This window comes from Azoarcus indigens (assembly GCF_004361735.1).
GTDB classification, from domain to species: Bacteria; Pseudomonadota; Gammaproteobacteria; order Burkholderiales; family Rhodocyclaceae; genus Azoarcus; species Azoarcus indigens.
In genome coordinates, this window is sequence record NZ_SNVV01000034.1 from 1 (window position 1) to 24,325 (window position 24,325).

The 24,325-nt window shown below is 66.2% G+C and carries 22 protein-coding genes; 12 read left to right on the forward strand and 10 right to left on the reverse strand.

What is annotated here, in order from left to right; all coding sequences use genetic code 11:
* Positions 1 to 277: 277 nt before the first annotated feature.
* From C7389_RS23185 to C7389_RS23205, 6 genes are all read right to left on the reverse strand, one after another.
* Entirely contained in the window at positions 278 to 1,051 is a 774-nt protein-coding gene (locus C7389_RS23185; RefSeq protein WP_133595043.1) for a PP2C family protein-serine/threonine phosphatase, read from the reverse strand.
* Between the two features lie 151 nt (positions 1,052 to 1,202).
* Complete coding sequence (gene glcF, locus C7389_RS23190) at positions 1,203 to 2,447, reverse strand: glycolate oxidase subunit GlcF (RefSeq protein WP_133595044.1); 1,245 nt, start codon at positions 2,445 to 2,447, stop codon at positions 1,203 to 1,205.
* Positions 2,448 to 2,449: 2 nt separating this feature from the next.
* Complete coding sequence (gene glcE, locus C7389_RS23195; protein ID WP_133595045.1) at positions 2,450 to 3,520, reverse strand: glycolate oxidase subunit GlcE; 1,071 nt, start codon at positions 3,518 to 3,520, stop codon at positions 2,450 to 2,452.
* Positions 3,517 to 3,678, reverse strand: coding sequence for a hypothetical protein (locus C7389_RS24995; protein ID WP_162851823.1), 162 nt, complete (start codon positions 3,676 to 3,678; stop codon positions 3,517 to 3,519). Before C7389_RS24995 ends, glcE begins: the two co-directional genes overlap by 4 nt.
* Positions 3,679 to 3,681: 3 nt before the next feature.
* Positions 3,682 to 5,196 (reverse strand): FAD-linked oxidase C-terminal domain-containing protein, encoded by a 1,515-nt coding sequence (locus tag C7389_RS23200; protein ID WP_133595046.1) that lies wholly within the window; start codon positions 5,194 to 5,196, stop codon positions 3,682 to 3,684.
* A gap of 32 nt (positions 5,197 to 5,228) precedes the next feature.
* Positions 5,229 to 5,954 carry a FadR/GntR family transcriptional regulator gene (locus C7389_RS23205; protein WP_246034946.1) on the reverse strand — a complete coding sequence of 242 codons (726 nt, stop codon included), beginning with the start codon at positions 5,952 to 5,954 and terminating at the stop codon, positions 5,229 to 5,231.
* A 139-nt stretch (positions 5,955 to 6,093) separates the two neighbouring features.
* Between C7389_RS23205 and C7389_RS23210 the strand changes: the two genes are divergently transcribed.
* The 6 genes from C7389_RS23210 (at position 6,094) to C7389_RS23235 (ending at position 11,843) form a co-directional block, all read left to right on the forward strand.
* Positions 6,094 to 7,785, forward strand: coding sequence for a SulP family inorganic anion transporter (locus tag C7389_RS23210; RefSeq protein ID WP_133595047.1), 1,692 nt, complete (start codon positions 6,094 to 6,096; stop codon positions 7,783 to 7,785).
* 69 nt (positions 7,786 to 7,854) lie between these two features.
* Entirely contained in the window at positions 7,855 to 8,166 is a 312-nt protein-coding gene (rplU, locus tag C7389_RS23215; protein WP_011766892.1) for a 50S ribosomal protein L21, read from the forward strand.
* Between the two features lie 19 nt (positions 8,167 to 8,185).
* Positions 8,186 to 8,449, forward strand: coding sequence for a 50S ribosomal protein L27 (rpmA, locus tag C7389_RS23220; RefSeq protein ID WP_133595048.1), 264 nt, complete (start codon positions 8,186 to 8,188; stop codon positions 8,447 to 8,449).
* A 72-nt stretch (positions 8,450 to 8,521) separates the two neighbouring features.
* Positions 8,522 to 9,700, forward strand: coding sequence for an Obg family GTPase CgtA (gene cgtA, locus C7389_RS23225; RefSeq protein ID WP_133595049.1), 1,179 nt, complete (start codon positions 8,522 to 8,524; stop codon positions 9,698 to 9,700).
* Positions 9,701 to 9,723: 23 nt separating this feature from the next.
* Positions 9,724 to 10,839 (forward strand): glutamate 5-kinase, encoded by a 1,116-nt coding sequence (proB, locus tag C7389_RS23230; RefSeq protein ID WP_133595050.1) that lies wholly within the window; start codon positions 9,724 to 9,726, stop codon positions 10,837 to 10,839.
* Positions 10,840 to 10,976: 137 nt separating this feature from the next.
* Positions 10,977 to 11,843, forward strand: coding sequence for a ThiF family adenylyltransferase (locus C7389_RS23235; protein WP_133595051.1), 867 nt, complete (start codon positions 10,977 to 10,979; stop codon positions 11,841 to 11,843).
* Positions 11,844 to 11,954: 111 nt separating this feature from the next.
* Here the strand turns inward: C7389_RS23235 and C7389_RS23240 are convergent, their stop codons facing one another.
* Positions 11,955 to 12,845 carry a PEP-CTERM sorting domain-containing protein gene (locus tag C7389_RS23240; protein WP_133595052.1) on the reverse strand — a complete coding sequence of 297 codons (891 nt, stop codon included), beginning with the start codon at positions 12,843 to 12,845 and terminating at the stop codon, positions 11,955 to 11,957.
* A gap of 315 nt (positions 12,846 to 13,160) precedes the next feature.
* Here C7389_RS23240 and C7389_RS23245 point away from each other — a divergent pair, with 315 nt between their 5' ends.
* Genes C7389_RS23245 through C7389_RS23255 form a run of 3 tightly spaced genes read left to right on the forward strand, consistent with a single transcriptional unit; the run spans position 13,161 to position 16,440 of the window.
* Positions 13,161 to 14,402 (forward strand): ABC transporter permease, encoded by a 1,242-nt coding sequence (locus tag C7389_RS23245; protein WP_133595053.1) that lies wholly within the window; start codon positions 13,161 to 13,163, stop codon positions 14,400 to 14,402.
* A 12-nt stretch (positions 14,403 to 14,414) separates the two neighbouring features.
* Entirely contained in the window at positions 14,415 to 15,635 is a 1,221-nt protein-coding gene (locus tag C7389_RS23250) for an ABC transporter permease (RefSeq protein ID WP_211168516.1), read from the forward strand.
* 31 nt (positions 15,636 to 15,666) lie between these two features.
* On the forward strand, positions 15,667 to 16,440 hold the full coding sequence (locus C7389_RS23255; protein ID WP_133595071.1) for a PEP-CTERM/exosortase system-associated acyltransferase: 774 nt from the start codon (positions 15,667 to 15,669) through the stop codon (positions 16,438 to 16,440).
* A 71-nt stretch (positions 16,441 to 16,511) separates the two neighbouring features.
* On the opposite strand, the gene C7389_RS23260 is transcribed toward C7389_RS23255, so the two are convergent.
* Together C7389_RS23260 and C7389_RS23265 are read right to left on the reverse strand one after the other, a co-directional pair.
* Positions 16,512 to 18,425 (reverse strand): propionate--CoA ligase, encoded by a 1,914-nt coding sequence (locus C7389_RS23260; RefSeq protein WP_133595054.1) that lies wholly within the window; start codon positions 18,423 to 18,425, stop codon positions 16,512 to 16,514.
* Positions 18,426 to 18,473: 48 nt separating this feature from the next.
* A complete protein-coding gene (locus tag C7389_RS23265) occupies positions 18,474 to 19,664 on the reverse strand; it encodes a GGDEF domain-containing response regulator (RefSeq protein WP_133595055.1) in 1,191 nt (396 codons plus the stop codon).
* 175 nt (positions 19,665 to 19,839) lie between these two features.
* Between C7389_RS23265 and C7389_RS23270 the strand changes: the two genes are divergently transcribed.
* From C7389_RS23270 to C7389_RS23280, 3 genes are all read left to right on the forward strand, one after another.
* Positions 19,840 to 20,706 carry an HDOD domain-containing protein gene (locus C7389_RS23270; protein WP_133595056.1) on the forward strand — a complete coding sequence of 289 codons (867 nt, stop codon included), beginning with the start codon at positions 19,840 to 19,842 and terminating at the stop codon, positions 20,704 to 20,706.
* 63 nt (positions 20,707 to 20,769) lie between these two features.
* Positions 20,770 to 21,345 carry a LemA family protein gene (locus C7389_RS23275; protein ID WP_133595057.1) on the forward strand — a complete coding sequence of 192 codons (576 nt, stop codon included), beginning with the start codon at positions 20,770 to 20,772 and terminating at the stop codon, positions 21,343 to 21,345.
* 10 nt (positions 21,346 to 21,355) lie between these two features.
* The gene (locus C7389_RS23280; protein ID WP_133595058.1) at positions 21,356 to 22,252 is read left to right on the forward strand and encodes an EF-hand domain-containing protein; all 897 of its coding nucleotides are present in this window, start codon (positions 21,356 to 21,358) and stop codon (positions 22,250 to 22,252) included.
* Positions 22,253 to 22,297: 45 nt separating this feature from the next.
* On the opposite strand, the gene C7389_RS23285 is transcribed toward C7389_RS23280, so the two are convergent.
* Complete coding sequence (locus C7389_RS23285; RefSeq protein WP_133595059.1) at positions 22,298 to 24,223, reverse strand: ATP-binding cassette domain-containing protein; 1,926 nt, start codon at positions 24,221 to 24,223, stop codon at positions 22,298 to 22,300.
* Positions 24,224 to 24,325 lie beyond the last annotated feature (102 nt).

Below are 24,325 nucleotides of genomic sequence, written 5' to 3' on the forward strand. Positions count from 1 at the left end.
GCTCTGGTATTTCTTCAGCACGTCCGGCACCACCGGCAGGCGGCGTTCGCCTGCGAGCGTCTCCGACGCGACTCCTAGCAACAATGGCATCGAGGGTCCTCCAACGGGGTTGGTAAAAAAGACGCGTCGACGCCGCTATTGTTATTAGGTCGCTTCTCCCTGCCTCACACCAGAATGGTGCGCGGCCGACGCTGGAGGATAGTTAGCGACGGGGTGCATTCCTGCAATAAGGGTCTCCGGCAGCTTGCCTGCCGGAAAGGCTTGCCTACGCCGCCGCTCAGGATCGAGCCGGCGCAGCCGTGGCGGGCGCTTCGACCAGCTTGACGATGGCGAGCGAGATGTTGTCGCCGTATCCGCCTGAACGCTTGCGGGCTTCGGCGATGAGGCGCTGGGCGGCTTCCCGCGCAGGCAGATGATGGATGACTTCACCCAGCTCCGCGTCGCTGAAGTAGCCCCACAGGCCGTCGGAGCACAGCAGGAAGCTGTCGCCCACCGTCAACGGCGCGGTGCCGGAACGGTCGATGCGCGGTTCGCGCTCGCTGCCCAGGCAGGACAACAGCACGTTGCGCTGCGGATGGGTGAGCGCGCCCTGCTCGTCGATGCGGCCCTTGCGCAGCAGTTCGCCGACCAGCGAGTGGTCGCCGCTGCGGCTCAGGGTCTGGGCGCCGCGGAAGTGGTAGAAGCGGGAATCGCCGCAGTGCGCCCACACCGCGCCGCCGGGCTGCAGCATGAAGACCACCGCGGTGCTGTGCGGATCCTGCTCGCTGGTGAAGCGGGTGAGTTTGATGACGAGGTGGGCCTCGTTGATGATGCCCTCGAGCAGATGCTCCGGCGTCTCCGACTGCGGTGCATAGGCTTCGAAGTTCTGCCTGGCCTTGATCAGCACCTGCTCGGCGGCCATCGCGCCGCCCGAGTGTCCGCCCATGCCGTCCGCCAGCACCGCCATCATCAGGCCAGGCCGCGTCGGATGGCCGAAGAGGGCGACCCGGTCCTGCTGTTCCCTCCGGTCTCCGGTATGACGGGCTACGCAGGTTTCGACACTCAGGGCCATGACAACGGGGCATTCGGGTAGATAGGGCCACCCATCATAGCGCCCGGCCGGCCTCCTGACGGCGGCGGCCGGGCGCCTCGATGCACCGCTTTGGGGAGCGCGTGATATCCGTCACGCCCCCGCAAATTTCGCCGTCGCCGCCGGCCGCCCCTCAGAGCGGGAAACCGTTCAACCGCGCATCCAGCAGTTCTACCCAGTGCCTCACCTTCAGCGCGGTGCCGGCCTGCAGATGGGTGATGCAGCCGATGTTGGCCGAGGCGATCAGCTCGGGCTCGCCGGCCGTCAGCGCCGCCAGCTTGTTCTCCCGCAGCTCGCCCGCCAGCTGCGGATGCAGCAGCGAGTAGGTGCCGGCAGACCCGCAGCAGAGATGGCCGTCCCGCACCGGGGTGAGGTGGAAGCCGGCCGCGGTCAACAACTGCTCCACCCCGCCGCGCAGCTTGAGGCCGTGCTGAAGCGTACAGGGCGCATGCCAGGCCACCGGCGGCGGCGTGCCTGGCTTGGCGCGCAGCATGGGCGTGAGGCGCTCGGCCTCGGCGGCGACGATCTCGCTGATGTCGCGGGTCAGTTCGGCGATGCGGCGCGCCTTCTCGGCGTAAAGGGTGTCGTGCTGCAGCAGGTGGCCATAGTCCTTCACCTGCACGCCGCAGCCGGACGCGGTCATGGCGATGGCCTCGACCTCGCCGCGTTCCACCAGTGGCCACCAGGCGTCGATGTTGCGGCGGGCGTTGTCGCGGGCGCCAACGGCGTCGTTGAGGTGGAAGCGCACCGCGCCGCAGCAGCCGGCGCCGTCGGCTTCGACCAGGGAGATGCCGAGCACGTCCAGCACCCGCGCGGCGGCGGCGTTGATGGTAGGCGCCATCGCCGGTTGCACGCAGCCGGCCAGGGCCAGCATGCGACGAGCATGGCGCGGGCGCGGCCAGGGGCCGGCCGGGCGCGCCGCCGGCACCTTGTCCTTCAGTGCCTCCGGCAGGAGGCCCCGAGCCAGGCGCCCGGCCTTCATCGCCACGGTGAATACGCCGGTGCGCGGCACCAGCTCGCGCAGCAGCCAGCGCGCCACCTTGTTGCCGGCCGTGCGTGGCACCTGGCGCTCGACCAGCTCGCGGCCGATGTCGGCCAGCCGGCTGTAATGCACGCCGGAGGGGCAGGTGGTTTCGCAGGAGCGGCAGGTGAGGCAGCGGTCCAGGTGCAGCTGGGTCTTGGCCGTGACCGGCTGGCCTTCCAGCAGCTGCTTGATCAGGTAGATGCGGCCACGCGGCCCGTCCAGCTCGTCGCCCAGCAGCTGGTAAGTGGGGCAGGTGGCAGTGCAGAAGCCGCAGTGCACGCATTTGCGCAGGATCTCGTCGGCCTCGCGGCCCTCCGGCGTGTCGCGGATGAAGTCGGCAAGCTGGGTCTGCATGCTCAGAGTCCTTGGTAGAGCCGGCCGGGGTTGAAGATGCCTGCCGGGTCGAAGGTCGCCTTGAGACGGCGGTGGAGGGCGAACAGCGGCGCAGGCAGAGGGGAGAACACCTCGCTGGCGCGATCGCCGCCGCGGAACAGGGTGGCGTGGCCGCCAAGCTCGGCGGCCCGGCCGCGGACCTGCGCCGCCGGCAGGTCGCCGGCCAGCCAGCGCTGGGCGCCGCCCCATTCGATCACTTGCCTGCCGCTCAGCCGCAGCGGCGCGGCGGAGCTGGGCAGGGACAGGCGCCAGAGCTGCTCATGCCCGGCCAGGGTGTAGAGCGGGCTGCGCTGTTCCTTGACGTCGTCCCAGAAGGCGGAAGCCTGGTCGTCGGCCAGTTGCTCGCCGCCCAGCCGGGTGATGGCGGCGGCCACCGCCGCTTCGGCGCCCGACAGGCGCAGCGTCAGCACGCCGGCGCTCCAGGCCGAGGCGGAGATCGGCAGCGGCTGGCCGCCCCAGTCGTTCAGGCGGTCTATGGCTTCGCCCTCGGCCAGCTCGAAGCGCAGCGTGGCCTCCCGCGGCGGGCGCGGCAGCACCTTCAGCGACAGCTCCAGGATGACGCCCAGCGTGCCCAGGCTGCCGGCGACGAGGCGGGAGACGTCATAGCCGGCGACGTTCTTCATCACCTGCCCGCCGAAGGACAGCACCTCGCCGCGACCGTCCAGCAGCTTCACCCCGAGCACGAAGTCGCGCACCGCACCGACGCTGGCCCGGCGTGGGCCGGACAGGCCGGCGGCGACACAGCCGGCAACGGTGGCGCCGGCGCCGAAATGCGGCGGCTCGAAGGCCAGGAACTGCCCCTGCGCCGCCAGCAGCGCTTCCAGCTCGGCCAGCGGCGTGCCGCCGCGTACGGTGACGACCAACTCGGTCGGCTCGTAATCCACCACGCCGGCGTGCTCCGCCAGCGCGAAGTCTTCGCCCACGGCGCGGCGGCCGTGGAAATCCTTGCTGCCCCCGCCTTGCAGGTTCAGCGCCCGGCCATCCGCCGCCGCCGCGCGGATGCGTTCGGCCCAGGATGCGACGATCTCGTTCATTCCTTCTCCACTCCCCTATCCACGCCCTTAGCCTGGGCGGTTCTCGTCCCTGCCCTGCGTTGCTGGGCATCCAGCGTGCGCAACGCCAGCCAGGCGCCGATCAGCGACAGCACCGGCACCGCCACCAGCAGGAACTGCAGCCATCCTTTGTTCGCCACGGCTCAAAAGCGCGGCAGTTCCGGGTGCGGCAGCGCGCCGCCCTGCACATGCATGCGGCCGTATTCGGCGCAGCGATTCAGCGTCGGAATGGCCTTGCCGGGGTTGAGCAGCCCGTCCGGATCGAAAGCCGACTTGACGCGGAAGAACTGCTTGCGCTCCCGCTCGCCGAACTGCACGCACATCTGGCCGACCTTCTCGATGCCGACGCCATGCTCGCCAGTGATGGTGCCGCCGAAGGCCACCGACAGTTCCAGGATCTCGGTGCCGAACGCCTCCGCCCGCTCCAGCTCACCCGGCTGGTTGGCATCGAACAGGATCAGCGGATGCAGGTTGCCGTCGCCGGCGTGGAAGACATTGAGGCAGCGCAGGCCATAGCGGCCTTCCATGCCCTGGATGGCTTCAAGCATTTCGCCCAGGCGCTTGCGCGGGATGGTGCCGTCCATGCAGTAATAGTCCGGCGAGATACGGCCGGCAGCCGGGAAAGCAGCCTTGCGTCCGGCCCAGAAGCGCAGCCGCTCGGCTTCGTCGCGGGAAACGCGGATCTCGCCGGCGCCGCTGGCCTGCAGCACCTCGCTGACGCGGGCGATTTCCTCCGCGACTTCTTCCGGCGTGCCATCGGCCTCGGACAGCAGGATGGCCTTGGCGTCCAGCGGATAGCCGGCGCGCACGAACTCTTCCACCGCCGCGGTGGCCGGCTGGTCCATCATCTCCAGCCCCGCCGGGATGATGCCGGCGGCAATCACCGCCGCCACCGCCTCACCCGCCTTGGTGACGTCATCGAAGGTAGCCAGCACGCAACGCGCGATCTGCGGCTTGGGCGTGAGTTTCACCGTGACTTCGGTCACTACGCCCAGCATGCCCTCGGAGCCGGTGAACAAAGCCAGCAGGTCGTAGCCGGGCGCGTCCAGCGCATGGCCGCCGAGCTCGATGATCTCGCCTTCCATGGTCACCGCCCGCACCCGCAGCAGGTTGTGCACCGTGAGCCCGTACTTGAGGCAATGCACGCCGCCGGCATTCTCGGCGACGTTGCCGCCTATGGTGCAGGCGAGCTGGGAGGACGGGTCCGGCGCGTAGTACAGGTTGTGCGGCGCGGCCGCCTCGGAGATCGACAGATTGCGCACACCGGGCTGGACCACCGCGGTGCGGGCGTGGGCGTCCAGATGCAGGATGCGGTTGAAGCGCGCCATCGACAGCAGCAGCCCGTGCGGATGCGGCTGGGCGCCGCCAGACAGGCCGGTGCCGGCGCCGCGCGCCACCACCGGCACGCCCAGCTCGGAACAGGTGCGCAGGATCGCGACGACCTCCTCTTCGGTGCTCGGCAGCGCCACCGCCAGCGGCACCGCGCGGTAGGAGGCGAGGCCGTCGCACTCGTAGGGGCGTACATCCTCGCTGTCGAACAGCAGCGCGCCCACAGGCAACACCTTCGCCAGTGCCTGCACCACCCTCGCGCGGTCGAGGCCGGAATAATCCACCTCGGTCAGGGCGAAGGCCGGCAGGTCCTCGGTTGTCTCCATCATCGTTCTCTCTCCTGCGTGCTGGCGGTCGGCCCTCAGGGCCGCCGCCGGTCCAGGCCCAGCCGCTCCGCCGCCGCGGATAGGTGGGCAATGGCCGCCTCGCGCGCGCCTTCGGCGTCCCGCGCCAGGATGGCGTCGAAAATGCGTCTGTGCTCCGCCTGCGCCGCCGCCGCGCGACCAGCCTGCAGGCCGGCCGCGCTCCAGGTGGGCACGCGGGAGGCGGAAAACTGCCGCCCCATGAAAACAAGGAAATGCTCCAGTTGGGCATTGCCGGTTGCCGCGGCAACGGCCACATGGAAGGCGTCGTCCGCCTGCGCGCCGTTCTCGCTGCCGCCGTCGGCGCCGAGCAGCGCCTCGTCCATCGCCTCCAGCGCGGCGGAGAGGCGGGCGAGGTCCTCATCGTCGCGCCGCCGCGCCGCCAGTTCGGCCGCCCCGGCCTCCACCAGGCAGCGCAATTCGAAGATGTCCGCAATCTCGCCGTTGGAGCGCGCTTCGTCGCCCAGCAGCCGGAACGCCGCGGCCACGGAAGGCTGGGCGACGAACACGCCAGCGCCCTGCCGCGTCTCCACGCAGCCATCCGCCCGCAGCCGGGAAATCGCCTCGCGCACCACCGCACGGCTGACGCCGAAGCGCTCGCACAGCGTCTTCTCGGTCGGCAGCTGGGTGCCTGGCGCCAGGCCCATCTCCCGTATCCAGCTCTCGATCTGGCGCGAAACCGCATCGCTCAGGCGCGGCGGCCGGGCCAACTTGCCGCTCATCATTCGATAGTCGTCAGCTTGTCAGACAAGTTTCAAGCGTAGGGTATGTACATGATCCCTGTCCAGATCAGGACATACCCCGATGAAACGGGGCCCGGGCCAGGTTTGCTAACATCGCGGCATCCCAGCCGCCCTTTCCTCCATGCGCCTCCACGCCGCCGAACGTTTTTTCCCCTTCCTCGGCTGGCGCCGGCAGTGGACGAATGGCGGATTACGTGGCGACGTGGTGGCTGGCGTGACCGTTGCGCTGGTTGCGGTTCCGCAGGCGCTTGCCTACGCCCAGCTGGGCCAGTTGCCGCCCCACCTCGGCCTTTACGCGGCGCTGTTGCCGGCGGTGACAGGCGCACTGTTCGGCTCCTGCGGCCAGCTTTCCACCGGGCCAGTGGCACTCACCTCGCTGCTCACCGGCGCCAGCCTGCTCCCGCTGGCGCGGCCGGACAGCCCGGAGTTCGTCGCTCTGGCGGTGGCGCTGGCGCTGCTCTCCGGCCTCATCCAGCTCGCGCTGGGCACCCTGCGCCTGGGCTGGCTGCTCAACCTGCTCTCCTATCCGGTGCTGATGGGCTTCATCAACGCGGCGGCGCTGGTCATCTGCCTGTCGCAGATTCCGCCGCTGATCGGCCTGCCGCTGGCCCAACGCGGCAGCTTCATCGCCGACTTCGGCGCCGCCTTCGCCCACCTCGACAGGCTGCACCTGGCTTCGGCCGCTTTCGGCATCGGCGCATTGGCTGCGATGCTGCTGCTGCGCCGGCTCGCACCGCGGCTGCCGGCCGTGCTGGTGGTGGTTGCCGCGGCCATCGTGCTGTCGGCCGCCACTGGCTTTGCCGCAGGCGGCGGCACGGTGGTGGGCAACCTGCCGTCCGGCCTGCCCGGCTTTTCGCTGCCCGCCGTCGAACTCGGCACCCTCGCCAGCCTGTTGCCCACCGCCTTCGTCATCGCACTGGTGAGCTTCATGGAGGCCGCCTCCAGTGCCAAGCTGATCTCAGGCAAGACCCGCCAGGCCTGGGACCAGAACCAGGAGTTGGTCGGCCAGGGCCTGGCAAAGCTGGCTGCCGCCTTCAGCGGCACGCTGCCGGTGAGCTCCTCCTTCTCCCGCTCGGCGCTCAACTTCGGCGCCGGCGCCCGCACCGGCTTCTCCACGCTGGTCACCGCCGCGCTGGTGCTGCTCACCCTGCTTTATTTCACCGAGTTGCTGTGGCATCTGCCCAAGCCAGTGCTGGCGGCCATCATCCTGCTGGCCGTCGCCAACCTGCTGGACTTCGGCGCCCTCGCCCACGCCTGGCGCAGCAACCGCGACGACGGCATCGCCGGCCTGGTCGCCTTCGCCACCACGCTGGGCTTCGCGCCCAACATCCAGAACGGCATCCTCACCGGCCTGCTGCTGTCGCTGGCGCTGATGGTGTATCGCGGCATGAGCCCGCGCGTCGCCATGTTGGGGCTGCATGCGGATGGCACCTATCGCGACCTGGAGCGCTTCAACCTGCCCCACCCGCGGCCGGACACGGTGATCCTGCGTTTCGACAGCCCGCTCACCTTCGTCACCGTCAGCCAGTTCGAGGATGCGCTGCTGAAGGCCGCCCGCGCCCAACCCGCGGTGAGGGCGGTGATCGTGTCCGGCGCCGGCATCAACGACATCGACGCCACTGGCCTGCACACCCTCGCCGGGCTGATGGAACGCTTCGCCGCCCAACGCCAGATCCTGGCCTTCTGCGGCCTGAAGAAACAGGTGATAGATGCGATGGAGCGCGCCGGCCTGTGGCCCCGCCTGACCCCGCACGCCGGCTACCGCAGCGAGCAGCAGGCGCTGCTCGGCCTGGAGGCGCACCTCACTGATTAATATTGACTTTTCTTTTTCGCCTCAGTACAGTGCGCGATTCTTTGCAAAACCATCAACTGGAGCAGCACCATGTACGCGGTGATAAAAACCGGTGGCAAGCAGTATCGCGTTGCCGCTGGCGAAAAGATCAAGGTAGAACAGATACCGGCTGACGTGGGCTCCGAAATCACCATCGACCAGGTTCTCATGGTCGGCGAAGGCGAGTCCGTCAAGATCGGCACGCCCGTGGTTTCCGGCGCCGCAGTGAAGGCCACCGTGGTTTCCCACGGCCGTCACGACAAGGTCAAGATTTTCAAGATGCGTCGTCGTAAGCACTACCAGAAGCATCAAGGCCATCGCCAGAACTACACCGAGCTTCGCATCGAAGCGATCTCGGCCTGATTGCAGGAGGTAAGACCAAATGGCACACAAAAAAGCTGGCGGTAGTTCCCGCAACGGCCGCGACTCAGAATCAAAACGACTTGGCGTGAAGCGCTACGGCGGCCAGTTCGTCGTTGCCGGCAACATCATCGTTCGCCAGCGCGGCACTGAATACCATCCGGGCGAGAACGTGGGCATCGGCAAGGATCACACCCTGTTCGCGCTCAAGGACGGCACCGTGAAGTTCGTGGTCAAGGGCGCCGCCAAGCGTCGCACCGTGATCATCGAGGCCGAAGCGGCTTAAGTCGCGACTCCGGTCCGAAAAGCCCTATCCTTGCGGTAGGGCTTTTTTATTTATGCCAGCAGGCAGAACAGCATGAAGTTCTTCGACGAAGCCCGTATCGAGGTCATCGCCGGCGACGGCGGCAACGGTGCCGCCACCTTCCGCCGCGAGAAATACATTCCGCGCGGCGGCCCGGACGGCGGCGACGGCGGCCGCGGCGGCAGCATCTACGCCCAGGCCGACCGCAACCTCAACACCCTGATCGACTATCGCTACACCCGCAGCTTCCGCGCCCAGCGTGGCGAGAACGGCGGCAGCAAGGATTGCTACGGCAAGGGCGGCGAGGACATCGTGCTGCGTTTCCCGGTCGGCACCGTGATCAGCAACCTGGATACTGGCGAGCCCATCGCCGACCTCAACGAGGACGGCAAGCAGGTGCTGCTCGCCCGCGGTGGCCGCGGCGGCCTTGGCAACCTCCACTTCAAGTCCAGCGTGAACCGCGCCCCGCGCAAGCGCACCCTGGGCCAGGAAGGCGAGCGCTTCAACCTGCACCTGGAACTGAAGGTACTGGCGGACGTCGGCCTGCTGGGCATGCCGAACGCCGGCAAATCCACCTTCATCCGTGCGGTGTCGGCAGCCAAGCCCAAGGTGGCGGACTATCCCTTCACCACGCTGGCCCCCAATCTCGGCGTAGTCCGCACCGACGAAAAACGCAGCTTCGTGATCGCCGACATTCCCGGCCTGATCGAAGGCGCCGCCGAAGGCGCCGGCCTCGGCCACCAGTTCCTGCGCCACCTGCAGCGCACCCATGTGCTGCTTCATCTGGTAGATCTGGCGCCTTACGACCCGGAAGTCGATCCGGTGAAGGAGGCGCTGGCCATCGTCGAGGAACTGCGCAGGTACGACGAGGCGCTCTACCAGAAGCCGCGCTGGCTGGCCCTGAACAAGCTGGACCTGCTCCCCGAAGAAGAGCGTGACACGCGCATTGCCGCCTTCCTCCAGGCCTACGGCCCGGTGGAGCGCCACTTCGAAATCTCCGCCCTCAAGGGCGAAGGCTGCAAGGGGCTGGTCTTCGCCATCCAGGACTTCCTCGATAGCGAGCGCGCCCGCATCAACGCCGAACTCGAAGCCCAGGCGACCGAGGAGCGCGCCCGCCTCGCCGCCGTGGAAGCCCGCGCTGCCGAGCGCGATGCCGCTTTCCAGGCGGAAGCGGAGGCAGGGGACGAGCCGGCCGAGGATGACGAGGCCGAGGACACGGACGGCCGGCACTAAGCCCAATTCATCCCGAAGGCATCATGAGAGAGAAGATCAAGCACGCCCGCCGGCTGGTCGTGAAGGTCGGCAGCGCCCTGGTGACCAACAACGGCGCGGGACTGGACAAGCCAGCCCTGGATGACTGGGCAAGACAGATCGCCGCCCTGCGCGCCGAGGGCCGCCAGATCACCCTGGTCTCCTCCGGCGCCATCGCCGCTGGCATGCAGCGCCTGGGTTGGACCCGCCGCCCGCAGGAAATGCATAAGCTGCAAGCCGCCGCCGCCGTCGGCCAGATGGGCCTGGTGGAAGCCTACGAGGACGCCTTCTCCCGCCAGGGACTGCAGACGGCGCAGATCCTGCTCACCCACGAAGATCTTTCGGACCGCACCCGTTACCTCAACGCGCGCTCCACGCTGACCACCCTGCTCGATCTCGGCGTCGTTCCCATCATCAACGAGAACGACACGGTGGTGACCGATGAGATCAAGTTCGGCGACAACGACACCCTGGGCGCCCTGGTCGCCAATCTGATCGAGGCCGAAGCGCTCATCATCCTGACCGATCAGACTGGCCTCTATACCGCTGATCCGCGCAAGGACCCGACCGCTACCCTCATCAGCGAGGGCCAGGCGGAAGACCGCCAGTACGAAGCGATGGCCGGCGGAGCCGGCAGCGGCATCAGCAAGGGCGGCATGATCACCAAGATCCGCGCCGCCCAGCGTGCCGCCCGCAGCGGCGCCCACACCTGCATCGCCAGTGGCCGCGAGACTGATCCGCTGCTGCGCCTGGCCGCCGGCGAAGACATTGGCACCCTGCTCTATGCCACCAGCAGCCCGCTTCAGGCCAAGAAGCAATGGCTGGCCGACCACCTGCAACTCGCGGGCGACCTGGTCATCGACGACGGCGCAGTGGAAGCCCTGAGGAGCGGCCGCAGCCTCCTGCCTATCGGGGTTGTGGACGTCAGCGGCGATTTCTCCCGCGGTGCAGCCGTGTGCTGCCGCAGCCTGTCCGGCCAGGAGATCGCCCGCGGGCTGGTGAACTATAGTGCTTCGGAATGCCGTCGCATCGCGCGCAAACCGACCAGCGCCATCGAGTCCCTGCTGGGCTACATCGGCGAGGCCGAGTTGATCCACCGCGACAACATGGTGAGCAGTTGAACCAAAGCGCATAGCGCTTCACACCCGCTCCGCCGGGTAGCAATATGACGACCGGCGCAGCGAAGGCAGCCCCTGCCATTCCAGCGCCGCGCGACCACACAGCGTCTCAAGAACCTAAAGCACAAACGGAGACAACGATGCCCGAGCAGAACCAGTTCGATTACAACGTCGCCTTCTCGCGCAACATCGGCTGGTTCACCGAGAAGGAACAAGCCTACCTGCGCCAGTGCCGCGTCGCCGTAGGCGGCCTGGGCGGCGTGGGCGGCAGCCACTTGATCACCCTCGCCCGCTTGGGCATCGGCAAATTCACCATTACGGACCTGGACACCTTCGACTGGCCGAACCTGAACCGTCAGGCCGGCGCCAGCTGCTCCACCATGGGCCTGCCCAAGCTGGATGTCATGGCGCGCCAGGTACTCGACATCAATCCCGAAGCCGATCTCAAGCTGATGCCCAACGGCCTCAGCCTGGACAACATCGACGACTTCCTGGACGGCGTCGACCTCTACATGGACAGCCTGGACATTTTCGCCCTGGATATCCGGCGCAAGGTGTTCGCGCGCTGCCGCGAGCGCGGTATTCCCGCCGTCACCGCCGCCCCGATGGGCATGGGCACGGCCATGCTCGCTTTCCACCCCCAGGGCATGAGCTTCGAGGATTACTTCGCCCTGGATGGCTTCGCCTTCGAGGACCAGATCCTGAAGTTCATCGTCGGCGTTTCCCCATCCATGCAGCAGCGCCATTACTTGCTGGAGCGCGGCTCAGTGAACCTGTTCAAGAAGAAAGTACCGTCCACCGCGATCGGCATCGAACTGGCCGCCGGCGTGGCCTGCAGCAATGCGATCAAACTGATCCTCAAGCGCGGCGATGTCATCGTGGCGCCACGCGGGCTGCACTTCGACGCCTACCGCAACACCATGATCCGCACCTGGCGCCCCTTCGGGAATCGCAACCCGATGCAGCGCTTCATGTTCTGGTACATCAAGCGCCTGCTGTCGAAATAGCACGGCGTTTCGTTCGCACCGCCCGGCAACGACAGGCACAAATAAAAACCCCCACGCTTCCGCGCGGGGGTTTTAGCCCTTGAGCAACCCGGCCCAGGGCCGGGCATTCAATCAGGCAGCAGCCTTGCTCTTGCGACGACGGGTCAGACCCAGACCCAGCAGACCAGAGCCCAGCAGCATCAGCGAAGCAGGTTCCGGCACATTGTTCGCAACCACGGTGAAGGTACCGCTACCGTCGTGGTTGGAGGTCAGGTCGAAACCACCAGGCACCGCCGTGAAGTCGCTCACGAAGATGTTGGTGTCGAAGCTGGCCAGGAACTCGATCGCCAAGGCGTCGGCACCGGAATCACCGCAATTCAACCAGATGTCGTAGAAGCCGCTGGAGCCGTTGCACTCGAAGTCAGCCGAGTGGAACAGGTTCGCGTAGGTCAGATCCGCGATACCGGTGAAATCGGCCGTACCGGTCAGCACGGTGCTTACGCCAGTCGCGCCACCACCGCTCACGGCGATGTTCATGAAGTTAATCATGTTGACGCCGTCGAACGAGATGTACATCTCGATCAGACCCGGGCTGTACGAGAAGGTCGGCACGCCGCCATTCACGCCGGTCACCACGCCGTTGAGGTTATCCACGGAGAAGCTCAGCAGCCAGTTGGTGCCGTAACCGTTATTGCTGTGAGTACCGAATACCTGGTTCGGAGTGAAGCCAGTGATCTGGTTGTTGGTCAGGTTGCCAACAGCAAGACCACCGCTGGTCGTCAGGTTGTCGCCGGCGCTGATCACGCCGTCACCGTTGGTGTCCTGGATGAAGGTCCGGGACTGGTAGGTGAAGAGGAACTCATCCTTCAGCGAGGTGCCGGTGTCGGTAACCTTGTCGCGCTGGGGCGCCGGGACGCCGTCGTAGTTGGTGCCGACATCCAGATAGAACGGGGCAGCGTTGGCAGCCGAGGCACCCATCAACAGGCCGGCGGTAGCCATCGCGAATAGTACTTTCTTGCTCATTTGCCATCTCCCAAAGTGTTGGCGAAATCGTCAGCGTTTGGCTCTGTCTTGGGGTCAAACACTTTCCGCCACATCGCCGCGCCAAGCAATAAGCAAAGCCAATGCCAGATTTTTAAATTCATTAAAAATCATATAGATAAACAAAAAACCACATTTTTTCTGTTCTGCCTCAGGCTGGACTGTAAAAAAAACCGACACCCCATCTTGCCACCGGCGGGCCCGCCATCGAAAATCCCTGAGGAGGCTGTGCCAATATGCGATTCTCCGCCTCTTCAGGCAGTGCCAGAGCCTTCAACAACTATTCCTATACAAAGCATGCTCAAGCCCGCCGTTGCCCTTAATCACTTCCGCACCGCCTGGCGCAACGTCGTGCGACAGGTCAGCCGCAGCCGCGCGGCCTTGATCGCAATCGCCTTCGGAGTGGTGGCCATGATCCTGGCCGCCGGTTTCATCGACTGGAACCTCAGATTCGGCCGGGACAACACCATCCTGTCCCAGCTCGGGCATCTGCAGGTCATGCGTCCCGGCTTCACCGAGTACGGGCGCGCTGATCCGTACGGCTATCTTCTTCCTGAGATGAAACCTGCGGAAAAGGCGGCGCTGGAAGGGCTGCCCGGCTATCGCGTCTCCGCACCGCGCCTCCTGATCTCCGGGCTGGCAAGCTCCGGCGACACCACCCTTTCCTTCATCGGCGAGGGGGTGGATCCCGCCGCGGAGTCATCTCTTTCGGCAGCCTTGCGCTTTCCACAAGGGCGCAATCTGCAAACGGGCGACCACAAGGCCGCCATCGTCGGCCAGGGGCTGGCGCTGAATCTGGGCGTCAGGGTTGGCGACACGCTGGTGTTGATCTCCAACACCGGCAACGGCGGCATCAGCGCCGTCGAAGCCGAGGTCGTCGGCCTGTTCGAATCCATCACCAAGGCCTATGACGACGCCGCCCTGCGCATCCCGATCGACCTCGCGCGGGAGCTGATGCGAACCGAAGGCGAACATCTCCGCCTGGTACTGCTGGATAAAACCGAGAACGTACCTGTGGCCGACCGCCAATTGCGCGCAGCCCTTCCATCAGACCGCTACGAGGTGGTCCCCTGGTGGCAACTGGCAGACTTCTACAACAAGACAGAAGCGCTGTTTTCCAAGCAGGTCGGATTCATCTACCTCGTCATCTCGATAATCATCGTGCTCGCCATCACAAACACCATGACCATGATGGTGATGGAGCGGATCAGCGAGATCGGCACCATGATGGCGCTGGGCACCCGGCAACGGGACATCCGCATCATGTTCCTGCTCGAAGGCACCATACTGGGGGGGCTGGGGGCACTGATCGGCATCGTTGCCGGCGTTCTGCTGGCGCTGCTCATCAGCGCCATCGGCATTCCCATGCCGCCCGGCCCCATCATGAGCTGGCCCTATGAGGCCGGCATCCTGCTGACGGCGGACAACATACTGACAGCCGCCGGCGTCGCCCTGCTCACCACCGTTCTGGCCAGCGCCTATCCGGCCTGGAAGGCCTCCCGCCAGGAGATCGTCAATGCGCTGCGTGCGCGCATTTGAGAGGGAAGGCGCATGCGAGATCTGACCCGGCTCGGCTTCCGCAACCTGCTCCGCAACAGGGTACGGACCGCGATCACCCTGGCGGTGGTCACCTTCGGAGTCTGCGGCCTGATCCTCTCCGGCGGCTTCATCCGCGACATCTTCGTTCAACTCGGCGAAGCGCTGATCCATTCCCAGAGCGGCCACGCCCAGATCGGCCGTGAAGCGCTGTTCAGCTTCGGCTCCCGCTCGCCGGAGCGCTACCTGCTGGAAAAACCTGAAGCCTTGCGCAGCTATCTCGCAGAGCAGCCGGAAGTGAAGAATGTCATGGCGCGGATCACCTTTTCCGGCTTGCTCAACAACGGCAAGACCGACTACCCGGTGATCGTCGACGGCATCGAGGCCGACCGCGAGAACGAGCTCGGCACCTTCCTCCATCTGGTGTCCGGGCGCATGCTCACCGACAAGGACCAGTACGGCGCGGTCATAGGTGAAGGGGTGGCCAATGCACTGCGCCTGAAGGCTGGCGATCAGGCCACCCTGCTGGTGAACACCATAGATGGCGCAATGAACACCCTGGATGTCGAGATCGTTGGCGTGTTCCAGAGTTTCTCCAAAGACTTCGACGCCCGGGCGATGCGCATTGCCCTGCCGGATGCGCAGTCCCTTCTGGCCACCGATGGCATTGGCAAATACGTTCTGGAACTGCATCGGACGGATCAGACCGCCGCGCTGGTCCAGCGCGTCCGCGCCAACCTGCCGGCCGGTGATGTCGTCGTCCGCGACTGGGAGGAACTGAACGACTTCTACGGCAAGGCGGTCGAGCTCTACCAGCAGCAGTTCGGCTTCCTGAAGGCCACCATCCTGCTGATGGTCTGCCTCAGCGTCATCAACACCGTGAACATGAGTCTGGCCGAACGCAGCTGGGAATTCGGCACCATGCGCGCCCTGGGCAACCGCAACCGGACCGTCATCGGACTCATCCTGACGGAATCCCTGGTGCTCGGCCTCGCCGGCGCGCTCATCGGCACGCTATTCGGCCTGCTGCTGGCGGCAGTCATTTCGGGCATCGGCATACCAATGCCCCCTCCACCCAATGCCAACCTCGGCTATGATGCCTATATCAGAATTGAAACAAGCGACGTACTTGAAAGTGCGCTCATCGGTACATGCGCAACCTTGATTGCTGCGATCTATCCCGCCTGGCGAACCACGAGACTGAGCATCATAGATGCTCTTCGGGCCCGAGAATAAAGGGCTGCCAACGCTATTCAGGGAGATGACGTTGTTGCTCTTCGAACGCTTCAACCTGGGCCACGGCTTCAGGAAATACTTCGAGATTGCTCCAGCCACCAACGAGGCTCTGCGGAACGACGTGTTCCGCATACGCCACGAGGTCTACTGCGAGGAGTTGCATTTCGAGCCCGAACGTCCGGACCGTCGCGAGAGCGATCAGTATGACTCCCACAGCCTGCACTGCCTGATCCGCACCTCCAACCAGCCCACGCAGTTGGTCGGCTGCACCCGCCTGGTCCTCGTCAATCCGGCCGATCCCGACGAACCGCTACCGTTCGAGCGCACCTGTGCGGCGACGCTGGACCGCTCCATCATCGATCCCGCCCGGTTGCCTCGCGGAAGCATTGCCGAGGTTTCCCGCCTCGCCGTCCGCGGCCTGTATCGCCGACGCAAGGGCGAGGACCACAGCGCCATCGCCATCAGTGAAGAAGACTACGGCAACAGCGAGCGGCCGCGCTTCCCCTACATCCCCATCGGCCTTTACCTGGGGGCGGTCGCACTGGCGGCCCGTAGCGGCATCGAGACGCTGTTCGTGCTCACCGAGCCTCGGCTTGCCGCGCATTTTGGCAAGCTGGGTGTCGACATTCGCCAGATCGGGGGACCGGTGGAACACCGCGGCACACGCGTGCCTTCCGTCATGGACGTACAGAGCATCATCAAGAGCATGCGCTTCATCGTGAAACCCATCTGGAAAGTGATCCACGAGGAAATCGAGCGCGGCTATGAGCAGGAAGCGCATAGCGGCAAGCTGAAGAGCAACTGACCTTCCTTCCCTGACCGATGAAAGAAAAAGCCCGCATGCGCGGGCTTTTTCACTTCCAGCTTGCCCGGCGCTCAGCCGGCCAATGCGGCGCGAATCTGGTCCAGCGTGCTCGGATCGTCTATCGTCGTCAGGTCACCCGGATCCCGCCCTTCGGCCAGCGCCTGGATGGAGCGGCGCAGCATCTTGCCGGAACGCGTTTTCGGCAAGCCGCTGATGAAATGGATCCGCGCCGGCCGCGCGATAGCGCCCAGGCTGTCATCCACCGTCTTCATCACCTCCTTCTCCAGCGCGGCCCGCTTCTCCGCGCTGTCGATGCGGCCGGCATCCTTCACCACCGCGAAGGCCATCGGCATCTGCCCCTTCAACTCGTCATGCACGCCGACCACCGCCACCTCGGCGATGGCGTTATGCCCCTGCACCGCCTCCTCGATCTCGCGTGTTCCCAGGCGATGTCCGGCGACGTTGATGACGTCGTCCATGCGACCCAGAATGGTGTGGTAACCCTGTTCGTCCTTGATGCCCCAGTCCGACGAGGAATACACCACCGGGTTGGTGAACAGGCTGAAGTAGGTGGAAACGAAGCGCTCGTCCTGACCCCAGACGGTGGACAGGCAACCCGGCGGCAGCGGCGGCACCACGCCGACGATGCCCTTCTCGCCCGCCCCGCACTCACTACCATCCTCGCGGAAGATGCGCAGGTCGTAGCCATAAACGGGGAAGCTGGGGCTGCCGAACTTGATCGGCGTCTTCTCCACGCCGCGTACCGCCGCCAGCATCGGCCAGCCGGTCTCGGTCTGCCAGTAGTTGTCGATCACCGGGATGCCGAGTTCGCCCATGATCCATTCATGGGTCGGCTGGTCCAGCGGCTCGCCAGCGAGGAAGAGGTGCTTGAGCGAGGAGAGGTCGTACTTCTTGAGGAAGGCCGGATCCTGCTTCTTTAGCACCCGCACCGCGGTCGGCGCCGAGAACATCACGCTGACCTTGTACTTCTCGACGATGCTCCACCAGATGCCTGCGTCCGGCCGCAGCGGCGTGCCCTCGTACATGATGGTCGCCATGCCGGCGATCAATGGCGCGTAGATGATGTAGCTGTGGCCCACCACCCAGCCGATGTCCGAGGTGGTGAACATCGTCTCGCCTTCGCCGCCGGTGTAGATGTGTTGCATGGACGCCGCCAGCGCCACGCAGTAGCCGCCCGTGTCACGCTGCACGCCCTTGGGCTTACCGGTGGTGCCGGAGGTGTAGAGGATATAGCTCGGCTCCGAGCTTTCCACCCAGGTCACCGGCACCTTTGCGTCCAGGTGCTTCACGCGCTGTTCGGCGTAATCGACGTCGCGGCCGGCCACCCGCGGGAAGCCCTTGTCCAGCCCGCGATCGACGATGAGCACCTTCTGCGGCGGGAATTCGGCCAGCTTGCAGGCCTCGTCCACCAGATGCTTGTAGGGCACTGGCTTGCCATTGCGCATGCCAGCGTCTGCGCTGACCATCAGCTTGGGCCGGGCGTCGTCGATGCGGGTCGCCAGCGAGCCTGCGGCGAAGCCACCGAACACCACCGAGTGGATGGCGCCGATGCGGGCGCAGGCCAGGATGGCGAAGCAGGCCTGCGGGATCATCGGCATGTAGATCAGGACGCGGTCGCCCTTGCCCACGCCCAGATCCTGGTAGATCGCCGCCATGCGCTCGACTTCGCGCTGCAGCTCGGCGTAGGAGTAGATCGTCTCCTCGCCGGTTTCGGTGGAGATGTAGATCAGCGCACGTGCGTCCGGCCGCTTGGCCGCGTGCCTGTCCACCGCGTTGTAGCAAAGATTGGTTTCTCCGCCCTTGAACCACTTTACGAAAGGCGGTCGCGAGAAATCGCAGATCTGTTCGGCCGGCTTGTTCCAGTGAATCAAACGCGCCTGCTCGGCCCAGAATTCGTCACGCTGGTCTATCGACCGGCGATGGAACGCCTGGTAGGTCGTCATAAGCACCTCTCCCTTCCTCATTTGCGAATGGCGTACGGCGGCCCCTCAGCCGCCGTGGTCCTGCTGCTCTCAAATGGAGGTCTGGCTACCCTCCGCGTCATCACCGGTGCCCCGCTCTTTGTCGTACTTCTTGAGCTGCATGATCGGTAGCCCGATGTGAAGTCGGGATTCTACCAATTCCAGCAGCGGCAGCAGGGTTGTGATGACATCCGGCAAGCGTTCGGCGACTTCGGCTTCACCGCCGGCGCGAATCTGCAGGAGGGCGTGATCGATGCTTACTGCTTGTTTGAGCTGGCGCTCCACCATCGAGTGGTCCACCTCGCCGCGCTCGGCCACCACCCGGTTGCCGCCAGCGGCGGCGCCTTCGCGCACCCGCTTCACCGCAACGTCGATGAGCTCGCTGACGCTGTGCAACCCATCCACCGCCGAGCCGGAAATGCCGATGGTAATGCTGATGCGGATGCGCTCTTCGCGGTAGGTCATCACCAGCTTTTCCATCGCCTTCTGCAGACGCAGGGCGAAGGCACAGCAGCCAGCGACGTCGGTACTGGGCGTGAGGACGGCGAACTGGGAGGGCGCGAGTTGGGCCACCGTGTCTTCCTTGCGGACACGGGTGGAGAGGATCTTGGAGAGCTTGCGGGTGATGAGCTGGGCCACATGGGCGCCATGCCATTCCACCAGCTGCTCGTAGTGGTCGATCTCGATGACCATCGCCGAGATCTCGGAACGCTGGCGCTTGGCCAGCGCGATTTCCTGCTCGCCATGCCAATTGAGGTAGGACTCGCTGAGCAGGCCGGAGCTGGGATCAACCGGGCTCTGGGAAGCCAGGGCCGCCCGGCTCTCCGCCAGCTCCCGGCGCGTCTGGGCGAGGTGCGTCAGGGAATCCAGGCGGGCGACCAGCTCGACGCTGCCTATGCCCTTGGTGATGAAATCGTTGGCGCCCAGCTGCATCGCCTTGGCGCGAGCCTCGTCGTCCTCGTCGCCGGAGATGATCACCACCGGCATCTCGTGCACCCGCTGCAGTTTGGAGCTGCGGATGCGCTCCAGCAGGCCGTACCCGTCCAGCTGCGGCATGCCGATGTCAGTGAGGACGACCTGTATCTCCGGGTCCACCAGCAGCGCCTGCCAGCCGGCCTCGCCGTCGGCCTCCTCGCGCACCGCGAAACGCCCACGCACATGCTTGATGATGGAGGCCCGCACCATGCGCGAGTCATCGACGACCAGCACTTTCGGCAACTGCGGAGTTTCTTCGGCACTCATGGCGGGAGCAGGCTTTCCTGTGGGGCTATGGCCGATCCGGACGGAGCCGCGGACGGATGACGAGGATGCGCCAGATTATAACGAAAAGCCATAGTCGGCCCGGCGGCCCGGCCCGCACTTCAAATCCGTCCCTGCGCAACCGATAATTCGACAAGATCATCTTGGGTTCGCCGCCATGCCCCTGCTCACGCAGCCCCTGGAAACAGTCGATGCCTACGTCGAGCACTTCTCCCGCCAGCCGCTACCGGTGCTGCGGCGCACGGTCAAGGATCTCGAAGCGCTGCGCGCCGAGATGGACACCGTGAGCGGCAAGCGCATCGCTGCCGTGGTACTGGCGGATCCGCTGATGACGATGAAGCTGCTGACTCATCTCGAAAGCCACCGCCGCAGTTCGCAGAACCATGACATCACCACCATAGACCGGGCGGTGATGATGATGGGGCTGGGTCCCTTTTTCGACACCTTCACCCGCATGCCGACGGTGGAGGACGGGCTGGCGGCACATCCGCAGGCGCTCATCGGCGTGCTGAAAGTCATCGGCCGCGCTCGGCGCGCCGCCCATTACGCCCGTGACTGGGCCATCGTGCGTCACGACCTGGATGTGGACGAGATCACCGTGGCCGCACTGCTGCGGGAGGCCACCGAAATCGTCTGCTGGGTGTTCGCGCCGGAGCTGACACGCCGTGTCTACAGCCTGCAGCTCGCCGACCGCCAGCTACGTAGCGCCACCGCCCAGCGCGCCGTGTTCGGCGCCACCGCGCGGGAAATTCAGCTGGCCCTGATCCACGCCTGGACGCTGCCGCAGCTGCTGGTGCAATTGCTGGACGAGACCCAGGGCGAGCACCCGCGGGTGCGCACCATCAAGCTCGCTGCCGACTTCGCCCGCCATGTCGCCCACGGCTGGGACGACCCCGCGTTGCCGGACGACATCGACGCCATCGAACGCTTGCTGCCCCTGGGCCGGGAGCAACTGCTGCACCGCTTGAACGTGCCGGAGGAAGCCATGGCCCGCTTCCTGCCCGAGGCGCCGCAGCCGGAGTGAGCCGGAAGCGCTCTATCGGAGGGCGCTTGCGTATATGATCCTCGGGTTGAACATGGAGTCCCCATGAGCGTTTCCTCCGCCCTGCTGCTCGGCATCGTTGTGGTCGCCCTGGCCTACGGCGTCGTCATCTACAACGGCCTGGTCCGGCTGAAGCACAACGTGGCCAAGGCTTGGGCCAACATCGACGTGCTGCTGAAGCAGCGTCACGACGAGTTGCCCAAGCTGATCGAGGTGTGCAAGCAGTACCGCCAGTTCGAGAGCGAAACCCTGGCCCGCGTCACCGAGGCACGCGCCCGCGTCGCCGCCGCCCGCGAGCAGCATGACCTGCCCGCGCTGGGTGCGGCCGAAGGCCTGCTGCGCGGCGGCCTGGGCCAGATCTTCGCCGTTGCCGAGGCTTATCCGGAACTGAAGGCCAACGAGCATTTCATGCAGTTGCAGAGCCGCATCACCGCGCTGGAGAACGGCATCGCCGACCGGCGCGAGTGGTACAACGAATCTGTCAATCTGCACAACGTGCGCATCGAGCAGTTTCCCGACCTGCTGCTCGCCCGCCTGTTCCAGTTCCCGCCGCAGCCGCTGCTGGAGTTCGCCAGCGTGGAGAAGGCGGACGTGGACGTGAAGGCGCTGCTCGGCACCTGACCCGCCTCCCATGCTCGTGCGCCTGCGGCGCGACGGCCTGAACGTCGCGCTGCCCTCAATCCAGTTCGGCCTGGTCGCCTTTATCCTGCATGTCGGCCCCCGCAGCCAGGCCAGCCTGTTCGCCATCGCCCTGCTGCTGGCCTGCGGCCTCTATGGCTGGCTGCGCACGCTGCAGCATGCCCGGCTCATCCTCGACACCCCCACCTCCCGGGTGGGCTCCGCCGCCCAGGGCTACGTGGAACTGCGTGGCCACGGCGAGCCACTGGCCGGCACACCGGTGCTGTCCCCGCTCACCGGCCTGCCGGTAATCTGGTACCGCCTCGCCACCTACCACCGCAACAACGATCGCAAGTGGGTTCATGCCCACACGGACGAGAGCGATGCGTCCTTCCTGCTGCGGGATGCGAGCGGCGTCTGCGCGGTCGATCCCGAGGGGGCGGAAATGCTGGTGCGGCGGCAGGACACGGTGGAGCGTGGCGACATCCGGCAGGTCCAGTGGTGCCTGCTGCGTCACGACCCCATCTATGTGCTGGGCGATTTCCACACGCTGGGCAGCATCACGCCGGAGCTGGACACCGCCGCCCAGGTGCGCGATCTCCTCGCCGAATGGAAACAGGACCACCAGCGTCTGCTTGCCCGCTTCGACCTCGATGGCGATGGTCAGATCAGCCTGAAGGAGTGGGAGCTGGCCCGTGCCCAGGCCAAGCGCGAGGTGGCAAAGCAACGCCAGGAGGTGCTCGCCGCGCCGGAGGCGCATGTAGTGCGGAAACCAGGTGATGGCCGGCTGTACCTCATCTCCGACCTGGATCCGGCGCGCATCGCCCGCCGTTACCGCTGGTGGTCCGCATTGCACCTCAGCATCTTCCTCGGCAGCGCAGCGGCCGTGGCCTGGCTTTCCCAGGCTTGAGGCAGGGCTGAAAGCCCGCGCCCCTCCGGCGATCTCAGCCCAGCCTCAACCGCCGGCTTCAGCCGCCCGCGTCTCCAGCGCCTCCCAACGCAGCATGGCGGCTTCGATTTCGCCGTCCAGCGCGTCCAGTCTGTCCTTGCAGCGGGCGACCTCGTGCGGCGCCTCCTGGTACAGCGCCGGATCCGCCAACCGTGCATGCAGGCTGGCCTGCTCCGCCTCCAGCGTGGCGATCTTGTCCGGCAGGCTCTCCAGTTCGCGCCGCTCGTTGTAGGAAAGCTTGGCCGTCTTCTGCGCCGCCGGCTTGGCAGGCGCGGCGGCAGGGGTCGCCTTGGGCGCCGGCTGCTGGCGCTGAGTTTCCTGCTTCTGCGCCTCGCGCGCCGTTTGCACTCGCAGCCAGTCGCCGTAGCCACCGGCATACTCCCCCCACTGGCCACCGCCCTCGGCTGCGATCACCTGGGTGACCACGTTGTCGAGAAAGGCGCGGTCGTGGCTGACCAGGAACAAGGTGCCGTCGTAGGCGGCCAGCAGTTCCTCCAGCAAGTCCAGGGTTTCGATGTCGAGGTCGTTCGTCGGCTCGTCCAGCACCATGATGTTGGCCGGGCGGGCGAACAGCCGCGCCAGCAGCAGACGGTTGCGCTCGCCGCCCGACAGCGACTTCACCGGCGAACGCGCGCGCTGCGGCGCGAACAGGAAATCGCCCAGGTAGCCGATGACGTGCTTGCGCTCGCCGGCGATCTCGACGTATTCCGATCCCGGACTGATCACCTCGGTCAGCGGCAACTCAGGGTCCAACTGGGCGCGCAGTTGGTCGAAGTAGGCCACCGTCTGCCTGGTGCCGCGGCGCACGGTGCCTTCGTCGGGCTCGATCTCGCCGAGGATGAGCTTCAGCAGCGTGGTCTTGCCGGCGCCATTGGGACCGAGCAGGCCGATGCGGTCGCCGCGCAGGATGCGGGTGGAGAAGTCCTTCACCACTGCGCGCTCGCCATAGCGCTTGGTGACGCCATGCAGCTCGGCCACCATCTGGCCGCTCTGCTCGCCGCGATCCACCGCCAGACTGACATTGCCCAGGCGATCGCGCCGCGCCGAGCGCTCGCGCCGCAGCGCCTCCAGGCGCCGCACCCGGCCTTCGTTGCGGGTGCGCCGGGCTTCCACGCCCTTGCGTATCCATACCTCTTCCTGCGCAAGCAGCTTGTCGAAGCGGGCGTTGGCCTTGTCCTCCGACTCGAGTTCCTCTGCCTTGCGCCGCTGGTAGTCGCTGTAGCGGCCGGGGTAGCTGGCGAGCCGGCCGCGGTCCAATTCGATGATGCGGGTGGCAACGTTGTCGAGGAAGACGCGGTCGTGGGTGATTACCACCACCGCGCCGCGGAAGTCGCGGATCAGCCCTTCCAGCCAGAGGATGCCATCGATATCCAGATGGTTGGTCGGCTCGTCCAGCAGCAGCAGTTCCGGCTCCGCCACCAGCGCCCGCGCCAGCGCCACCCGCTTCACCCCGCCGCCGGAGAGGCTGGCAACCTTTGCATCGGCCGACAGTCCGAGACGGGCGAGCATGTGCTCCACCCGCCGGTTGAGCTGCCAGCCGTCAGCGGCCTCCACCGCGGCCTGCAGCCGCTCCAGCCGTGCCAGTGCCTCGACGTCGCCCTGCTCCGCTACCGCGTGCATCGCCTCATGGTATTCGACCAGCAGGCGGGCGGCATCGCCCAAGCCGTCGGCCACGGTAGCGAACACATCGCGGTCCAGCGGGAAATCCGCCTCCTGCGGCACGTAGGTGGTCACCAGCCCGGGTTGGCGCCAGACCTGGCCATCGTCCAGCGCGGCCTGGCCGGCGAGTGCGCGCAGCAGGCTGGATTTACCCGAGCCGTTGCGGCCGATGAGCGCCACCCGCTCGCCGGCATCGAGCTGGAAATCCGCCCGGTCCAGCAGGTCGACATGGCCAAAGGCAAGGCAGGCGTTTTCAACGGACAGCAGGGGCATCGGTGGGCTCGGCGGGGATCGGAAAGGGTGAAAAGCTGGATTCTAGCGGGCTGCTACCATGGGGGCACGCCTCCGCCGCTGCGCGGAAGGGTCGCCACACCG

What these genes read in the sequence shown, in the direction of transcription:
- C7389_RS23185 (WP_133595043.1), bottom strand. Translation starts at nt 1,051, where the DNA reads ATGGCCCTGAGTGTCGAAACCTGCGTAGCCCGTCATACCGGAGACCGG.
- glcF (WP_133595044.1), bottom strand. Translation starts at nt 2,447, where the DNA reads ATGCAGACCCAGCTTGCCGACTTCATCCGCGACACGCCGGAGGGCCGC.
- glcE (WP_133595045.1), bottom strand. Translation starts at nt 3,520, where the DNA reads ATGAACGAGATCGTCGCATCCTGGGCCGAACGCATCCGCGCGGCGGCG.
- C7389_RS23200 (WP_133595046.1), bottom strand. Translation starts at nt 5,196, where the DNA reads ATGATGGAGACAACCGAGGACCTGCCGGCCTTCGCCCTGACCGAGGTG.
- C7389_RS23205 (WP_246034946.1), bottom strand. Translation starts at nt 5,954, where the DNA reads ATGATGAGCGGCAAGTTGGCCCGGCCGCCGCGCCTGAGCGATGCGGTT.
- C7389_RS23210 (WP_133595047.1), top strand. Translation starts at nt 6,094, where the DNA reads ATGCGCCTCCACGCCGCCGAACGTTTTTTCCCCTTCCTCGGCTGGCGC.
- rplU (WP_011766892.1), top strand. Translation starts at nt 7,855, where the DNA reads ATGTACGCGGTGATAAAAACCGGTGGCAAGCAGTATCGCGTTGCCGCT.
- rpmA (WP_133595048.1), top strand. Translation starts at nt 8,186, where the DNA reads ATGGCACACAAAAAAGCTGGCGGTAGTTCCCGCAACGGCCGCGACTCA.
- cgtA (WP_133595049.1), top strand. Translation starts at nt 8,522, where the DNA reads ATGAAGTTCTTCGACGAAGCCCGTATCGAGGTCATCGCCGGCGACGGC.
- proB (WP_133595050.1), top strand. Translation starts at nt 9,724, where the DNA reads ATGAGAGAGAAGATCAAGCACGCCCGCCGGCTGGTCGTGAAGGTCGGC.
- C7389_RS23235 (WP_133595051.1), top strand. Translation starts at nt 10,977, where the DNA reads ATGCCCGAGCAGAACCAGTTCGATTACAACGTCGCCTTCTCGCGCAAC.
- C7389_RS23240 (WP_133595052.1), bottom strand. Translation starts at nt 12,845, where the DNA reads ATGAGCAAGAAAGTACTATTCGCGATGGCTACCGCCGGCCTGTTGATG.
- C7389_RS23245 (WP_133595053.1), top strand. Translation starts at nt 13,161, where the DNA reads ATGCTCAAGCCCGCCGTTGCCCTTAATCACTTCCGCACCGCCTGGCGC.
- C7389_RS23250 (WP_211168516.1), top strand. Translation starts at nt 14,415, where the DNA reads ATGCGAGATCTGACCCGGCTCGGCTTCCGCAACCTGCTCCGCAACAGG.
- C7389_RS23260 (WP_133595054.1), bottom strand. Translation starts at nt 18,425, where the DNA reads ATGAGGAAGGGAGAGGTGCTTATGACGACCTACCAGGCGTTCCATCGC.
- C7389_RS23265 (WP_133595055.1), bottom strand. Translation starts at nt 19,664, where the DNA reads ATGAGTGCCGAAGAAACTCCGCAGTTGCCGAAAGTGCTGGTCGTCGAT.
- C7389_RS23270 (WP_133595056.1), top strand. Translation starts at nt 19,840, where the DNA reads ATGCCCCTGCTCACGCAGCCCCTGGAAACAGTCGATGCCTACGTCGAG.
- C7389_RS23275 (WP_133595057.1), top strand. Translation starts at nt 20,770, where the DNA reads ATGAGCGTTTCCTCCGCCCTGCTGCTCGGCATCGTTGTGGTCGCCCTG.
- C7389_RS23280 (WP_133595058.1), top strand. Translation starts at nt 21,356, where the DNA reads ATGCTCGTGCGCCTGCGGCGCGACGGCCTGAACGTCGCGCTGCCCTCA.
- C7389_RS23285 (WP_133595059.1), bottom strand. Translation starts at nt 24,223, where the DNA reads ATGCCCCTGCTGTCCGTTGAAAACGCCTGCCTTGCCTTTGGCCATGTC.